General features: G+C 34.9%; 16 protein-coding genes. 3 read left to right on the top strand and 13 right to left on the bottom strand.

The window, feature by feature from the left end; all coding sequences use genetic code 11:
- Entirely contained in the window at positions 1 to 1,209 is a 1,209-nt protein-coding gene (trpB, locus tag AVJ19_RS03280) for a tryptophan synthase subunit beta (protein WP_111858381.1), read from the bottom strand.
- Between the two features lie 81 nt (positions 1,210 to 1,290).
- On the opposite strand from trpB, the gene AVJ19_RS03275 reads away from it, so the two are divergent.
- Positions 1,291 to 2,196 (top strand): LysR substrate-binding domain-containing protein, encoded by a 906-nt coding sequence (locus AVJ19_RS03275; RefSeq protein WP_162626528.1) that lies wholly within the window; start codon positions 1,291 to 1,293, stop codon positions 2,194 to 2,196.
- A gap of 71 nt (positions 2,197 to 2,267) precedes the next feature.
- On the opposite strand, the gene AVJ19_RS03270 is transcribed toward AVJ19_RS03275, so the two are convergent.
- From AVJ19_RS03270 to AVJ19_RS03255, 4 genes are all read right to left on the bottom strand, one after another.
- Positions 2,268 to 2,738 carry an Lrp/AsnC family transcriptional regulator gene (locus AVJ19_RS03270; protein WP_065993943.1) on the bottom strand — a complete coding sequence of 157 codons (471 nt, stop codon included), beginning with the start codon at positions 2,736 to 2,738 and terminating at the stop codon, positions 2,268 to 2,270.
- A gap of 492 nt (positions 2,739 to 3,230) precedes the next feature.
- Complete coding sequence (locus AVJ19_RS03265; RefSeq protein ID WP_213067187.1) at positions 3,231 to 3,608, bottom strand: hypothetical protein; 378 nt, start codon at positions 3,606 to 3,608, stop codon at positions 3,231 to 3,233.
- 290 nt (positions 3,609 to 3,898) lie between these two features.
- A complete protein-coding gene (locus AVJ19_RS03260) occupies positions 3,899 to 4,948 on the bottom strand; it encodes a hypothetical protein (RefSeq protein ID WP_111858379.1) in 1,050 nt (349 codons plus the stop codon).
- 365 nt (positions 4,949 to 5,313) lie between these two features.
- A complete protein-coding gene (locus AVJ19_RS03255) occupies positions 5,314 to 5,898 on the bottom strand; it encodes a YceI family protein (protein ID WP_111858378.1) in 585 nt (194 codons plus the stop codon).
- Positions 5,899 to 6,212: 314 nt separating this feature from the next.
- Here AVJ19_RS03255 and AVJ19_RS03250 point away from each other — a divergent pair, with 314 nt between their 5' ends.
- Together AVJ19_RS03250 and AVJ19_RS03245 are read left to right on the top strand one after the other, a co-directional pair.
- Complete coding sequence (locus tag AVJ19_RS03250) at positions 6,213 to 6,623, top strand: OsmC family protein (protein ID WP_111858377.1); 411 nt, start codon at positions 6,213 to 6,215, stop codon at positions 6,621 to 6,623.
- Between the two features lie 161 nt (positions 6,624 to 6,784).
- Positions 6,785 to 8,056 (top strand): mechanosensitive ion channel family protein, encoded by a 1,272-nt coding sequence (locus AVJ19_RS03245; RefSeq protein WP_111858376.1) that lies wholly within the window; start codon positions 6,785 to 6,787, stop codon positions 8,054 to 8,056.
- A 61-nt stretch (positions 8,057 to 8,117) separates the two neighbouring features.
- On the opposite strand, the gene AVJ19_RS22755 is transcribed toward AVJ19_RS03245, so the two are convergent.
- From AVJ19_RS22755 to AVJ19_RS03210, 8 genes are all read right to left on the bottom strand, one after another.
- Complete coding sequence (locus AVJ19_RS22755; RefSeq protein WP_322873939.1) at positions 8,118 to 8,342, bottom strand: hypothetical protein; 225 nt, start codon at positions 8,340 to 8,342, stop codon at positions 8,118 to 8,120.
- Positions 8,332 to 8,607, bottom strand: a complete 276-nt coding sequence (locus AVJ19_RS22750) for a hypothetical protein (protein WP_322873938.1) — start codon at positions 8,605 to 8,607, stop codon at positions 8,332 to 8,334. Before AVJ19_RS22750 ends, AVJ19_RS22755 begins: the two co-directional genes overlap by 11 nt.
- Positions 8,608 to 8,721: 114 nt before the next feature.
- Entirely contained in the window at positions 8,722 to 9,174 is a 453-nt protein-coding gene (locus AVJ19_RS03235) for a DUF3916 domain-containing protein (RefSeq protein ID WP_228203273.1), read from the bottom strand.
- A gap of 96 nt (positions 9,175 to 9,270) precedes the next feature.
- Positions 9,271 to 9,486: a hypothetical protein gene (locus tag AVJ19_RS03230; RefSeq protein WP_068976156.1), complete on the bottom strand. Its 216-nt coding sequence runs from the start codon at positions 9,484 to 9,486 to the stop codon at positions 9,271 to 9,273.
- Between the two features lie 171 nt (positions 9,487 to 9,657).
- A complete protein-coding gene (locus AVJ19_RS03225) occupies positions 9,658 to 10,182 on the bottom strand; it encodes a hypothetical protein (protein ID WP_111858375.1) in 525 nt (174 codons plus the stop codon).
- A 391-nt stretch (positions 10,183 to 10,573) separates the two neighbouring features.
- Positions 10,574 to 12,562: a transketolase gene (gene tkt / locus AVJ19_RS03220; RefSeq protein ID WP_111858374.1), complete on the bottom strand. Its 1,989-nt coding sequence runs from the start codon at positions 12,560 to 12,562 to the stop codon at positions 10,574 to 10,576.
- A 357-nt stretch (positions 12,563 to 12,919) separates the two neighbouring features.
- Positions 12,920 to 13,273 carry a YnfA family protein gene (locus AVJ19_RS03215; protein ID WP_111858373.1) on the bottom strand — a complete coding sequence of 118 codons (354 nt, stop codon included), beginning with the start codon at positions 13,271 to 13,273 and terminating at the stop codon, positions 12,920 to 12,922.
- Positions 13,274 to 13,441: 168 nt separating this feature from the next.
- A partial coding sequence (locus tag AVJ19_RS03210) for a hypothetical protein (RefSeq protein ID WP_213067186.1) occupies positions 13,442 to 13,853 on the bottom strand: 412 nt, incomplete at its 5' end.

Raw genomic sequence — 13,853 nt, 5'->3', positions numbered from 1 at the left:
TTATATTGCCTCATTCTTGTAATTTTTCACGCTATGCATATCTTTATCACCGCGACCACTCAAGTTGACAATAATCACTTGCTCTGGACGCATGGTTTTTGCCAATTTACATGCAAAAGCAATAGCATGAGAGCTTTCTAATGCTGGGATGATACCTTCCTTTTGCGTCAATAATTTAAAGGCATCTACCGCTTCTTGATCCGTTGCACTCACATAATTAACACGTCCTGTTTCCTTTAATAATGCATGTTCAGGACCAACACCGGGGTAGTCCAAACCTGCTGAAACAGAATGGGCTTCGATAATTTGACCATCTTCATTTTGTAATAAGTAGGTTAAATTTCCATGTAAAACACCAGGTTTTCCACCTGACAGTGAAGCAGCATGATAAGCAGTATCCAAACCTTTCCCACCTGCTTCCACACCAAAACATTGCACATTTTTATCTTTTAAAAATGCATGCATCAAACCAATTGCATTAGAACCGCCACCAATACATGCCACCAAAGCATCGGGAAGTTTTTGTTCTTTCAGTAAAATTTGCTCACGTGCTTCTTTACCAATAATTTTTTGGAACTCACGTACCATCATTGGATAAGGATGTGGCCCTGCACCTGTACCCAATAAATAATAGGTACTATCGACATGACGAATCCAGTCTTGCAAGGCTTCATTCATTGCATCTTTTAGAGTTGCATTACCCTTTTGCACACTGTGAACTTCTGCGCCAAGCAATTTCATCCGTTCAACATTCATCTGTTGACGTTGCACATCAGTTTCACCCATAAAAATAATACATTTCATGTTAAATAGTGCACATACGGTCGCTGTTGCAACACCGTGCTGTCCTGCACCTGTTTCAGCAATGATGCGGGTTTTACCCATTTTCCGTGCCAATAAAATCTGTCCAATACAGTTATTGATCTTATGTGCACCAGTGTGATTTAGATCTTCACGCTTTAAATAAATTTTTGCACCACCACACAGTGCTGTTAGATTTTTTGCATAAAATAATGGACTTGGACGACCGACAAAATCATTGAGCAATTGTTGGTATTCAGCCCAAAATGCAGGATCATGCTTAACTTCATTAAATGCCGCTTCAAGCTGATTAATTGCCAACATCAAGCTTTCAGGCATATATTTACCACCAAACTGCCCAAAACGCCCAAGCTCGTCAGGTCCATCACCTGTATATAAATCTGTCATCATAACCATCCTATTTCTTTATCATTTTTTATTTTATGGGTTTTGTAGAATTTTAAAATTGATATAAACTCAGATCACCATGTGAAAAAAACTAACACCATGCCTAAATACCAACTCCCCCCTCTTAACTCCATACGTATGTTTGAAGCTGTAGCACGTAATAGTAGTTTTAGTGTTGCGGCAGATGAGTTATGTGTGACGCATAGTGCAGTGAGCCATCAGATTAAACAACTTGAAGCTTGGGTAGGTAAAAAATTACTGATTCGTCATGCACATGGTGCAACACTGACTATGGAGGGTCAGGCTTTATTTAGCAGTTGCGTACAACTTTTTAATGGATTAGATCAATGCCTTGAACAGATTCGCCAACAACCGACCCAACAAAGTTTAACTCTAGCTGCACCGAGTAGCTTTATGGCACATTGGCTAATTCCTAAACTCGAAAACTTTGAAGCACAATATGCTGAAATTCCCATCAAACTAATGACCAGTAATGATCTAAAATTACTAGAAAAAGGTCAAATTAATGCTTTGATTTTAAGTCATACACAATTGGATCAATTTCCTGAAAATATTCAAAATATCACACTGTTTCAAGATCAGGTTGGACCTGTGTGTACACCACAACGTGCCTTAAAATTACAACGTATTTTTGATATCTTTCAGCATACCCTTTTGCATACCCAATCCAATCAACAAGCTTGGCAACTGTGGGCAACACAACATCAACTCGACATCCCTCAAATCAAACAGCAAAGGCATTTTGAACATCTCAACTTGATGATTGAAGCTGCTGCATCTGATCTTGGTATTGCGATTGCACCACAAAGTTTAGTAGAAAAAGAACTTTTGAGTGGACGCTTAGTCGCTCCATTTGGCTTTATTGAATGTGGATTATTATTTTCTTTATGCTATCTCAAAAAATCAATAAAAGATAAGAATATTCAAATACTTCAAAAGTGGTTAATCACACAAAGTGCAACTTAAACTGTTTCCAATTTAAGTTGCCCATTTGTATAAAAATCCAATATTTAGCAAAATCAAAGTAATTTTAAAAATTAAACACGACTCAACAAACCGCTACAGTTAAAAACATTATATTCTTTGATTACAAAACTTGAATGCAGTGCAACCACAAACTCAATTTTACCAATGCGTTTTAGTAAAATTTCACTATAGTTTTCCATGTCTTTAGCCACGACTTCAACTAAAAAGTCAGCTGACTGCCCTGTCACTAAAAAGGCATTGATCACTTCTGGAATGTTTTCTAATTCTTCTAAAAATTTTGCAAAGGTATCTGTATCATGTTTACTGAGCGATACTTGCAAAATCACATGTAATTTAAAACCTAGTTTCTCGTAATTAATGTCACGTTTTAAATTGGTCATGATATCTGTTTCGATCAAATGCTTAATGCGGCGATGCACAGAACTAACTGATAAATTGATACGCTCAGACAACTCATTTAAGTTAATATCTTCGTGAGTCAAAATTTCTAAAATTTGCTTATCGTAACGATCAAGTTCCATGTTCAACTCCAGTTCATATATAACATTCAACCAGATGTATTTTAAAATCGAATACACATTTTGATTGATTTAAAATTCATCGTGATCTTCAGTATATATGAATACTTTTGAGAATTTTTTTCTTATTTTATGATTTTTTTAGTAATTTTTTTCAATTTCAAAGACTTCTATCTAAACCATCGTAATAAAACAGCCTGTACATCATAAACAATCATTGCATGTGTCAAATTTTCATCTTTCTGTGCCAATTGAAGTCTCTGATAAGTATATCTTGTCATTTGAAATTATGCTGTAATGGTCTAATTTATTTCATATTCATCTATAAAAAACCACTATATTGGGGTTTATAGTGGGTATAAAGTCATAATGAGACTAAAATCACATTAACATAAAAACATAACAATTAAATCATATTTTTAATTATTTAATTAAAAATATGTCAAACAATACGTAATAAAAACTCAACTTTCTGAGCTTTAAAAAATGCGCTTTTTAGTTTAATGTTGGTTTAGGAATTGGAGTATTGCTTGGTAACTTATCACCTGTCCTAGTAGATTGATTGAGGCAATCTCCCTCTATTCCCCACTTTGTAACTTTTGCATTCTCAATAATTAACTTTTGTATACAATACGCTGAACCCATTCCTACATCCCATGATGCTTCATAACTTATTATCTTTGAACCATTTGTAAATGTATAACTCTTATCAGGTGCACCCCAAGAACTTATTAAATCGAATTCAGACATCCCTACTTTTGATTGCATCACATCATTATATGTTTTATCTCGTTTATTTGTCGCCAAGTTCACCACATCACTTACACAACCAACCATAAACATAGATATGATCATTAAAATTATAATTTTCATTACTAATTCTCTACAGCTTAAAACCTCATTAGTTTTAACTTAAACTTGATTATTTTTCAACAATAGAACTAACATTACGCAAACAAAAAAATACCCACTCATTAGTTGAGTAGGTATATTAAATGTAATTAAAACTGTATGGATTACTACAACTCCCTACTATAGCAGAAATATGCTATAACCAAATCAAGGTCGATATGATTTTAATCAAACACTCATATCGCTGATTAGCCAAAAACTATGGCAAAACTTGAAAATTGTGAAGTATCTAAATTAGATACCTAGCATTTTTATTTCATTGTTTGATTGACTAAACTTTGAATTGTAGCAGCAGCAACTGGGTTGTAATAAGTACATTCGTTTTGAATCGCCTTGATCCAAGCATTCCAAAATACTTTATCCTCTGCACTAACATAAGGTTGATTTAATAATTCTTTATATTCTTGAATCAGAGCTTCAGATGTCTTATTCGGATTTTTACTCCAATAACCCGTAGCTAATTGATTATTAATCTTCGCAGCCACTTCTACTGCAATATATTTAGAATCATTGGCTTCATTTTTAGAATAAACCCATGATGTTCCACCCCAATTATCAAACACCTTGTCATTTCCAAGCGCTTTTACATATTCATCAAAAGTTTTAACATTTTGCCCATTAACATAAGATGTAGTATTAATATTTGTCATTATATAAAAAGGTTCTGAATAAGTTTTACTTTCAGAAATAAAACATTTTGAACCTACTGGGAATTGTGTAGTTTTTGTCAATGCTAGAAAGCTTTTAAATTGAGTACCAATTTTTTCAGGATTAAATAATGAATGATTTGGGAATGTTTCATATATTGCATTCCATGTGATAACTGTGTGATCACTGATTTTCTTCCCTTTTAGATCAATCCATTTCCCTTTTTCTTCTTCTCTGACTTTCTTTAAATTGCTAGTATTATAAATACTCCGATTTATAGAACTTCCATCTTGAGATACCGAATTGATAAAAGAGTGTCTATAGCCTAGAGGGTATTTATTTTTATCTATCACATAAAGACCATCACGCCCTAGCTGAACTCGATCATCAAATAATTTGGTTTCATCATCTAATTTTACATAATCAGCATATTCAATATTCGCATTTCTTTGATATTTGGTTATTTCAACAAATGTATTTTTAAATTGTACTGAACCCCAATTAAATTTAACGTAATCATCAAATGAATTATTTTGAATAGTATCTTTTACAGGTACTTTATTATCAGAACTATCACCAGATGACCCACCGCCTCCACAACCAAACAAAGCTATAGATAAAGCGATGAGTGAGATTTTTTGTATATTTTTCATCTTAATAACTTTTGATTAATAACTTTTAATGCATAATAATTTTAGTATATTTAATTACAAGATATTTGTTACATTTTTTTACATATAATCCACTATAGCTCCACTCTTTTACCGAACTCATAAAATTTCAATCGTATTTTATTTAGTATGTTCTAAATCGTATGCTGGTCAAATCTATCAAAGAAAGAGTTACCTCTTTTACGTGGTTTTGGGATCTTCATTTCTGGCGTAATCTTGGCGTAATAAACTTACAATTATTCTTATTTTATAGTAAAAATAGGTAAAATACTCACCTTTTAGCGCAGCATACACGACAAAAAACTTGTGCTGAATAAAATTAATTTCAGCACAAGTTTTTGAATTTATTACTTATCAGCAGCTACAGAAGCTTCAGTGGTAATGTTTACAGTGATTTTATCACCAACATTTGGCACGTATCCACCCACACCAAATGCTGAGCGGTCAAATGAAGTCGTTGCATTAAAACCAATGGACTGAGCTTTCGTCATTGGATGCTCGCCTTGTTTATTTAAAACCGCATCCAATACCACAGGCTTAGTCACATCTTTTACAGTTAAATTCCCTGTGATTTTGTATTTACTATTGCCTAAAGCTTGAACTTTGGTACTTTTAAAAGTGATGTTAGGATATTTTGCTGCATCAAAAAAATCAGCTGTTTTTAAATGATCATCCAACGCTTTTACGTTAGTATTTAAACTTGCCAATGGAATCGTCACATTCACTGAAGAATTTGCAGGTTTTGCATTATCTACAGAAATTGTCCCTTGAATATCACTGAAGTTTGCAGATGGTGTAGAAAAACCAAAGTGATTCCAGTTAAATACAGTCGCTGTATGTGTTGGATCAATTTTATAGTCTACAGGTTTTGCTACTGAAACTGCCGTAACTGATGCAATTGCTAAACCTAATGTGAATGCTTTAAAGTTCATGATGTTAATCTCTCGTTTTCAATAATTGCTAGTTTATACGTTTTAGAATTTTATGCACTGTTATGGATAATACGATATGTTGCATGAATAGAACGATCAACGCATTCTGTGACTTTTCTTTTGAAAAACACTTATTCTTAAAATATAATTTTTAATATTATATTTCAATAATTTAAATTAACATTAAAATAAAAATATTCTAACTAGCACTATCAAAGAAAAACTTTAAATAATACAGAGATACAAAAACACAACACCAGATATGATGCAAAGGCGTATGAATATTCTATCTATTTTTAATTGTTGAATATTACATGATTCATTCTGCACAAGCACAAAGCACAACAACACCCTACCGTGTCACACTCACTGATCCACAAGGTCATACGTGGTATGTGGATGAACCGACAAATAAAGGTGGTCAAGACACAGCACCCAATCCAATGCAAATATTACTGTCCGCTTTAGGTGCTTGTACAACAGTGACTTTACAAATGTATGCGGATCATAAAGGCATTAAAATCGAACATGTACAAGTCGATTTAGCCCTCAATCCCAATGGAAATCCTGAAGCAGGACAAAATACAATAGTGAGAAAAATCACTTTAAAAGGTGACTTTAACGAAGATCAGCATAAGCGATTACTTAAAGTGGCTGAAAGCTGTCCTGTCCACAAACTTTTAACCTCAAATATTCAAATACAGTCTGAACTGACTGTTGAATAAAAACATGATACTTGCTGCTTATGGTCATTTTAACCAATAAGCAGTGTATTTCAGATAGAACATTTCTGTGCAAACAATGTAGTGAAATCGTTATTCTTCAAGATATTGTCATTACAAATCAATAAAATAATCTGAGTCAAACAATTTAGAGGTTTTAACGTTTGGAAAAGTTTGCTTTTATCCAAAACATTCAAGATTGGTCGGATCAATATCCTTGGTTGGAGATGCTGACATCACTCAGTATTCTGATTTTGTTTGCTTTATTGGCAAATTTTATTGCTAAACAAATCGTGGTGCGTGGCATCCGAAAACTGATTGAAAGGTTAAAATTCGCCAATAGTGATATTTTGGCACAGCATAGTGTCATTCGGCGAGTTGCCAATATTGTACCTGCTATTGTCATTATTAATGGTATTGTCACCGTTCCACATTTATCGGCAAAAGTGCTTTCAGTCGTACAAATGTTGGGACAAGCGTTTATTTTTGTCACGATTGCACTGGCGATCAGTGAATGTCTAAGTATTTTCAATTTAGTTTATCAAAAAAATCCAAAGTCACGAAACAAGCCCATCAAGGGATATTTACAGTTAGTTAAACTGATCATTTATATCGTTTGTGGCTTATTGATTTTAGGTACATTCCTGAAAAAAGATGTATTCAGTTTACTCGCAGGCTTTGGTGCAATGGCTGCGGTATTGATGCTGGTATTCCAAAATACCATTTTATCTTTGGTTGCTTCTGTTCAAATTTCATCTTATGACATGGTACGCATAGGTGATTGGATCGAAATGCCTTCGCTCAATGCTGACGGTGATGTGATTGACATGTCGCTGCATACCATTACTGTACAGAATTTTGACAAGACTTTTACCACCATTCCCACCAATAAATTGGTCACAGACACGTTTAAAAATTGGCGTGGAATGAAGCAGTTAGGTGCGAGACGTATCAAGCGCTCTATTTTTATTGATCAAAATAGTGTGCATTTTTTAAGTGCTCAGGAACAAAAGAAACTCAAATCTTTTTTATTGCTTGATGCTTATTTGGATGAAAAGCAAAATGAGTTAAAAGCGTTTAATCAGCAGTTTTTAAATAATGCTGCTTTTAATCAGCGCCGTTTAACCAATATTGGAACCTTTCGTGCTTATGTCACTGCCTATTTGAAACAACATTCAGGTATTTCACAAACGCAAACGGTCATGGTTCGTCAAATGCAACCGACCAGTGAGGGTTTACCTTTGGAAGTTTATGCATTTGCCAATACCACGATTTGGGGTGATTATGAGATGATTCAATCTGATATTTTTGATCATCTGATGGCGATCTTACCTGAATTTGGTTTGAAAATTTATCAAGCACCATCTGGCTCTGATCTGCAAGCGATGTTTCAGCAAAATCATGTTATGAATCATGATCAACATTTATCATCTTAAAGGTGAATATTTCATTGCACTCGGTTGGGTGCGATGGAATTTAAAATCGCATATGAAATGATTAAATTTCAATTACATCTGAATACCATTCCAATGATTCACTCATCGATACATCCATTGCTTTATTCACAATCGCTATAAATTCGTCAGGGATAAAAGACAATAAAAGTTCATCCTCATAACAAATCCAAAACTCAGGGGGTGGTGTATCACAAGCATCAACAAATCCTTTCGTTTCCTGCTTTCCTAAGCCATCAAACATGCTGCAATGCACATCAAACGCCAAAATTCTTCCTGACAATTTTTTCTGAAACGAGATCTAAGTTAAGTTCAAATCTACCCAGAATAACACTTTGAATATAGTTCTTTATTCTAAGCTCATAATTTTCAAATCGTTTTAGAAAAGCATCATTTTCTTCTTTTAAAAAAGTATATACAAAGTCGTACTCAGCACATTGCCACAGTCTGTCTTTTAGATTTTTATTTTTAAAATACAGATTTTTAATATTTTGTAGAACGCTCTGATGTTCACTTGAATTAAAACTTATCATATTAATCCCAAAATTTAATTTAAATCCTGTTATTTTTCACAATAAAACCAATGCTCGCAGTACAACATTTCAGAACTATCAAAATCTACACGATACTCAAAATGAATCCCATGTTCATACATACAACTGGGGATAAAAAAACTGATAGAGTTGTGCCAAACTTGTCGGTTCTTTAAATGCATAAGCTGAATCAACATAGCCCCCTGTACGTGTATGTGAATGAAAATAATCCTCATCCAAATATATACAAATTTCACTTGCAAATAGATCAGGAAGTACAATTAAACAGCACACTTTACAAAATCCTGTTTGGCTTGACTTTGCCTGAATTAAATAATCACAAGCATTCAACATCAGCTGGATACATTGCACCTGAACATCTTTCTGCGCATGTTTACCTTGTATCATTTGATTGGGGACAGGAATTTTCCAATTGAGATATCGTTGATTACAATCTGTCAGATCAGGAAAATAATTTTTAAATCCCTCACTCCATTTTTGTAAATTCCTAAGTTTTCTATTTATACCACGCTCTTTTTTATCTGATAGTGCTAATTTTCTAATCATCATTACCCTGTTGTTGGTACAAAACATCAAAATTGTTATTTCTTATCCAATAAAATAAAAGCTCCTTTTCGGAGCTTTATCTTAACCAAATTAAACTTACAACTTCTCAACCAAGATTCGGTCAATTTGCTTTAAACCAGTTTGCTTTTCATGGTTCTTACGACGAATTTTAATCAACTTGTCTTCTTGAAAATCCTGAAGTAACAACTCTACAGCAACCATTGATTCAAGTGGTAAATCTTGTCCAATCCACTTTTGCTCACCTGCATCCATTAAAGTGATTTCGTCACTAATTTGCTCATAAAGGCTCATATTTTCCTCACTTATGGAATTTAATCCATCATATCTCATGAAAACGAAATGACGCAGGACACTATATACCTTTTAATAAAAACTGCCAGCTCTTTCCTCTCTATTTCAGTATCATCATATAAGCTTTTAAATTAAAACAATTTTATAAATTTAAATTCACTGATTTAAAACTCATGAGCAAGTCACAGGGGTCAACAATAAATCAGCATTCTGATTTACAAAATGATATGGGGCACCATAAGCATCTGCGTTGAATTGGATTTTTTTTGCACTTAATATAGCTTGTTTAAATTTTTCAAATTCTACAGCACTTTGCAAAAATGGATTTCCATAACTCTGACCATCCAAAACAATATCAAGATCATTCTGCGCTGCATTTAACCGATCAAGCCCACGATGATCTTCTATGACAAATTTACTTTTCTCATCAGGTTCTATGCAATTCAGGCTCAAATTTAAAATCGCCCTTTTATCATTCATATTGATCAACATTTTATCACTGGCTTTCTGATATTTTTCAGGATATTCAAGCTCTACATAAGTCCAATGCCCTATAGCGACCTTTGATAAAAGTGTTTGCTCAAATTTTCCTTTATCATCCCACTGAACTTTGATTGTCTTTTCAAAAGCTTGCACTTGGGTCAATGCATTCAATCCAATCAAAGCACTGATCATAAATGACTTTATACGAACCATAAGACTGTCCTTTTTTATTTTTTGTTCTCATAAAATATAAACTGCGCTGAAGCAAAGCATGGTAACCATTTGTATTTCTTTTCAAGCCAAAGTCAAATAACGATACTTTTAAACTTTTTGCCAAAAAACGCTCCAAAATTGGTAATGCCAGTCAGTTAAACAAAATTATTTGAAAAATTCCTAAAATCTCCCCTCTTGCGTAGCCTAGCTACCCATCTTTGAAAAAGAGGGGAACTTCTTGTAACTAAAATGATTTTTAGTAATGAAAAGCTCCCTCCTTTGGAAAAGGTGAGGAACATGTTCCGCAAGGGGAGGATTCAAAAAATCCTTAACTGATCAGCATTACTCCAAAATTGGAGCGTTTTTTAAACAGAAAATCTAATGATTTAAATTAAGCTGTTAATTCTTTTACTGCTGCAACAACGGCTTCAGTGGTAATACCAAAGTGTTGATACAAATCTTTCGCAGGTGCAGATTCGCCATAAGTCGTCATACCAATCACACGACCATCAAGACCTACAAATTTCCACCAATAATCTACATGTGCAGCTTCAACCGCAACACGCGCACGAATGTTTGACGGAAGAACAGCTTCACGATAAGCAGCATCCTGTTTTACAAATTCTTCAGCACATGGCATAGACACAACACGTACACCTTCAAGTTGCGCATACGCTTCCATTGCCAAGCCCACTTCTGAACCTGTTGCAATGATGATCGCTTTCAACTCGCCTTTTTCTTCAGCCAATACATAACCACCTTTCGCAACATCAGCAATTTGTGCTTCTGTACGTGTTTGGAAAGCCAAGTTTTGACGAGAGAAAATAAGCGCCGTAGGACCTTCTTTACGTTCTAAAGCAGATTTCCAAGAAATAGACGCTTCTACAGTGTCACATGGACGCCAAGTATTTAAATTTGGAGTACCACGTAAAGATGCAATTTGCTCTACAGGTTGGTGTGTAGGACCATCTTCACCCAGACCGATTGAGTCATGGGTATACACATGAATCACACGTTGTTTCATCAATGCAGACATACGAACTGCGTTACGCGCATATTCCATAAACATCAGGAATGTTGCAACATAAGGAATGAAGCCACCGTGTAAAGCGACACCATTGGCAATCGCAGTCATACCAAATTCACGTACACCATAATGTACATAATTACCCGCAGCATCAGACTCAACGCCTTTTGCGCCTTTCCAAAGTGTCAGGTTTGAACCTGCTAAGTCAGCAGAACCACCTAGAATTTCAGGCAATAACGGCGCAAACGCTTGGATTGCATTTTGACTTGCTTTACGTGTTGCGATGGTTTCGCCTTTTGCATTCACTTCCGCAATATAAGCATCTGCTTTTGCAGCAAAATCAGCAGGTAAATCACCATCTAAACGGCGTTTAAGTTCAGCCGCTTCAGTTGGATATTTTGTAGCATAAGCAGCAAAAGTTTCATTCCAAGCTGCTTCAGAAGCAGTACCTTTTGCTTTAGCATCCCAAGACGTATAGACATCTTCAGGAATTACAAACGCTTCTTCTGTCCAGCCTAAAGCTTCACGGGTTAATGCAATTTCATCATTACCCAGTGGCGCACCGTGACAATCTTCTTTACCTTGTTTATTTGGTGAACCTAAACCGATCACAGTTTTACACATGATCAATGTTGGTTTAGTAGTTTCAGCTTTTGCTTCAACAGTTGCAGCACGAATTGCATCAGCATCGTGACCATCAACTTTAAGCACTTGCCAACCATACGCTAAGAAACGTTGTTCTGTATCGTCAGAGAACCAACCTTCTACTTCACCGTCAATCGAAATGCCATTGTCATCATAATAAGCAACAAGTTTACCTAGACCCAAAGTCCCTGCCAATGAACATGCTTCATGAGAAACACCTTCCATTAAGCAACCATCACCCAAGAAACAGTAAGTGAAATGATCTACAACTTTGATGTCTTCTTTGTTGAATTGAGCAGCTAAAGTTTTTTCAGCAAGTGCAAAACCAACTGCATTGGCAATACCCTGACCCAATGGACCTGTGGTTGTTTCGATCCCAGGTGCATAGCCCAATTCTGGGTGACCTGGCGTTTTAGAATGTAATTGACGGAAAGATTTTAAATCTTCGATTGAAAGATCATAACCTGTCAAATGTAATAATGCATATTGAAGCATTGAGCCATGACCATTTGAAAGTACAAAACGGTCACGGTTCGCCCATTGTGGATTTGTTGGGTTGTGGTTTAAAAACTCACGCCATACCACATCTGCGATATCCGCCATCCCCATTGGTGCACCTGGATGTCCAGAATTTGCTTTTTGCACAGCATCCATAGCCAATACACGAATTGCATTGGCAATACGACGTTCATTCAGCGGGGTTGTCATAGATCAAAGTCCAATAAATGTGAGGAAAATAAAAAGATGAATAGAAATTCAAAACTACTGTCTATTGTCTTAAAAAAAGCGTAAGGCGTAAAGCTTACAATGCTATATTTATCTATTCCTTACGTAAAAGAACAAAAAATATGCAAGTCAATCTTATTACAATGTAAATATATCAAACTCATTAGAATTTAAATCAATAAAAATAAGTTTTAATATCTTAAAAATTGATATAAAAATGATATTTACGTCAAAACAATTGCTTAAAATCAACAAAGCACGATACAAAAACTAAAAGTCATCTTTGATTTAGATTCTATCATGCTAATGTTCTATGAAAATTTAATTAAAATAGCAAAATTAGCGCACCAAACCATTTGGCTGAAGAATAATCAAGGCTGCACCGCATAAAACAACGATTCCCCCCATCACATCCCAACGACTCAAACTCACTTGATCCACAAACCTTAACCATAACAATGCAGTGAAAATATAAATTCCGCCATAGGCAGCATAAATTCGACCAGATGCCGCAGGGTGTAATGTCAATAACCATACAAAAACAGCAAGACTTAAAGCCGTTGGTAACCATAACCACTGACTTTTTCCTTGATTTAAAATCAAGTATGGGAAATAGCATCCTAAAATTTCAGCAATTGCAGTAACAAAAAATAAGAAAAATGTCCCAACAATTTTACTGAATTCTATTCCCATTCTTGTACTCCTCAAGACATACCTGTACAAACCATTGCCATTGAAATGAATAGGCAAGCTTTTACATTAGAGCATGACTTGCTGCTTATTGTAAATAATTCACATTTTCATTTTTAAATTCATGTCATTGCTGAAATTAAATCATACTGATCTAGGCAACTATTTTATTTAATAACAAAGCTCTAATATCACACCATGCTGTCGTTGTTTCAAACGAATGCTCTGCTCACCTATATACAATTCCATCGACAAATGTTCAAAGTAATAGCCTTCGGACAAGGTCTGATATATCCAGTCGCTTTGTAAAGTTCCCTGACTTAAATCCAATGAACAACGCAACCCCGTTTCCAAATCCTCTAAATTTAGACGTTGATGTAAGCGTGCAATAAATACACGTACCCCAAAAAAGTGAAAATCTGTTGTCGCTTTATAATTCTGAGATGCTGATACTGCTTTTTGCACCTGCGTTTTTTCCACTGCCGTAGTGACAGTTTGCACTACAATACTTGGTTCAGGTTCAGGTTCAGGTTCAGGTTCAGGTTCAGGTTCAGGTTCAGGTTCAGGTTCAGGTTCAGGTTCA

It is taken from the genome of Acinetobacter sp. CFCC 10889, from assembly GCF_003268395.1.
Taxonomy (GTDB): Bacteria; Pseudomonadota; Gammaproteobacteria; order Pseudomonadales; family Moraxellaceae; genus Acinetobacter.
The sequence above is the reverse complement of the archived record's forward strand: the minus strand, read 5'-3'. Positions and strand labels throughout refer to the sequence as shown.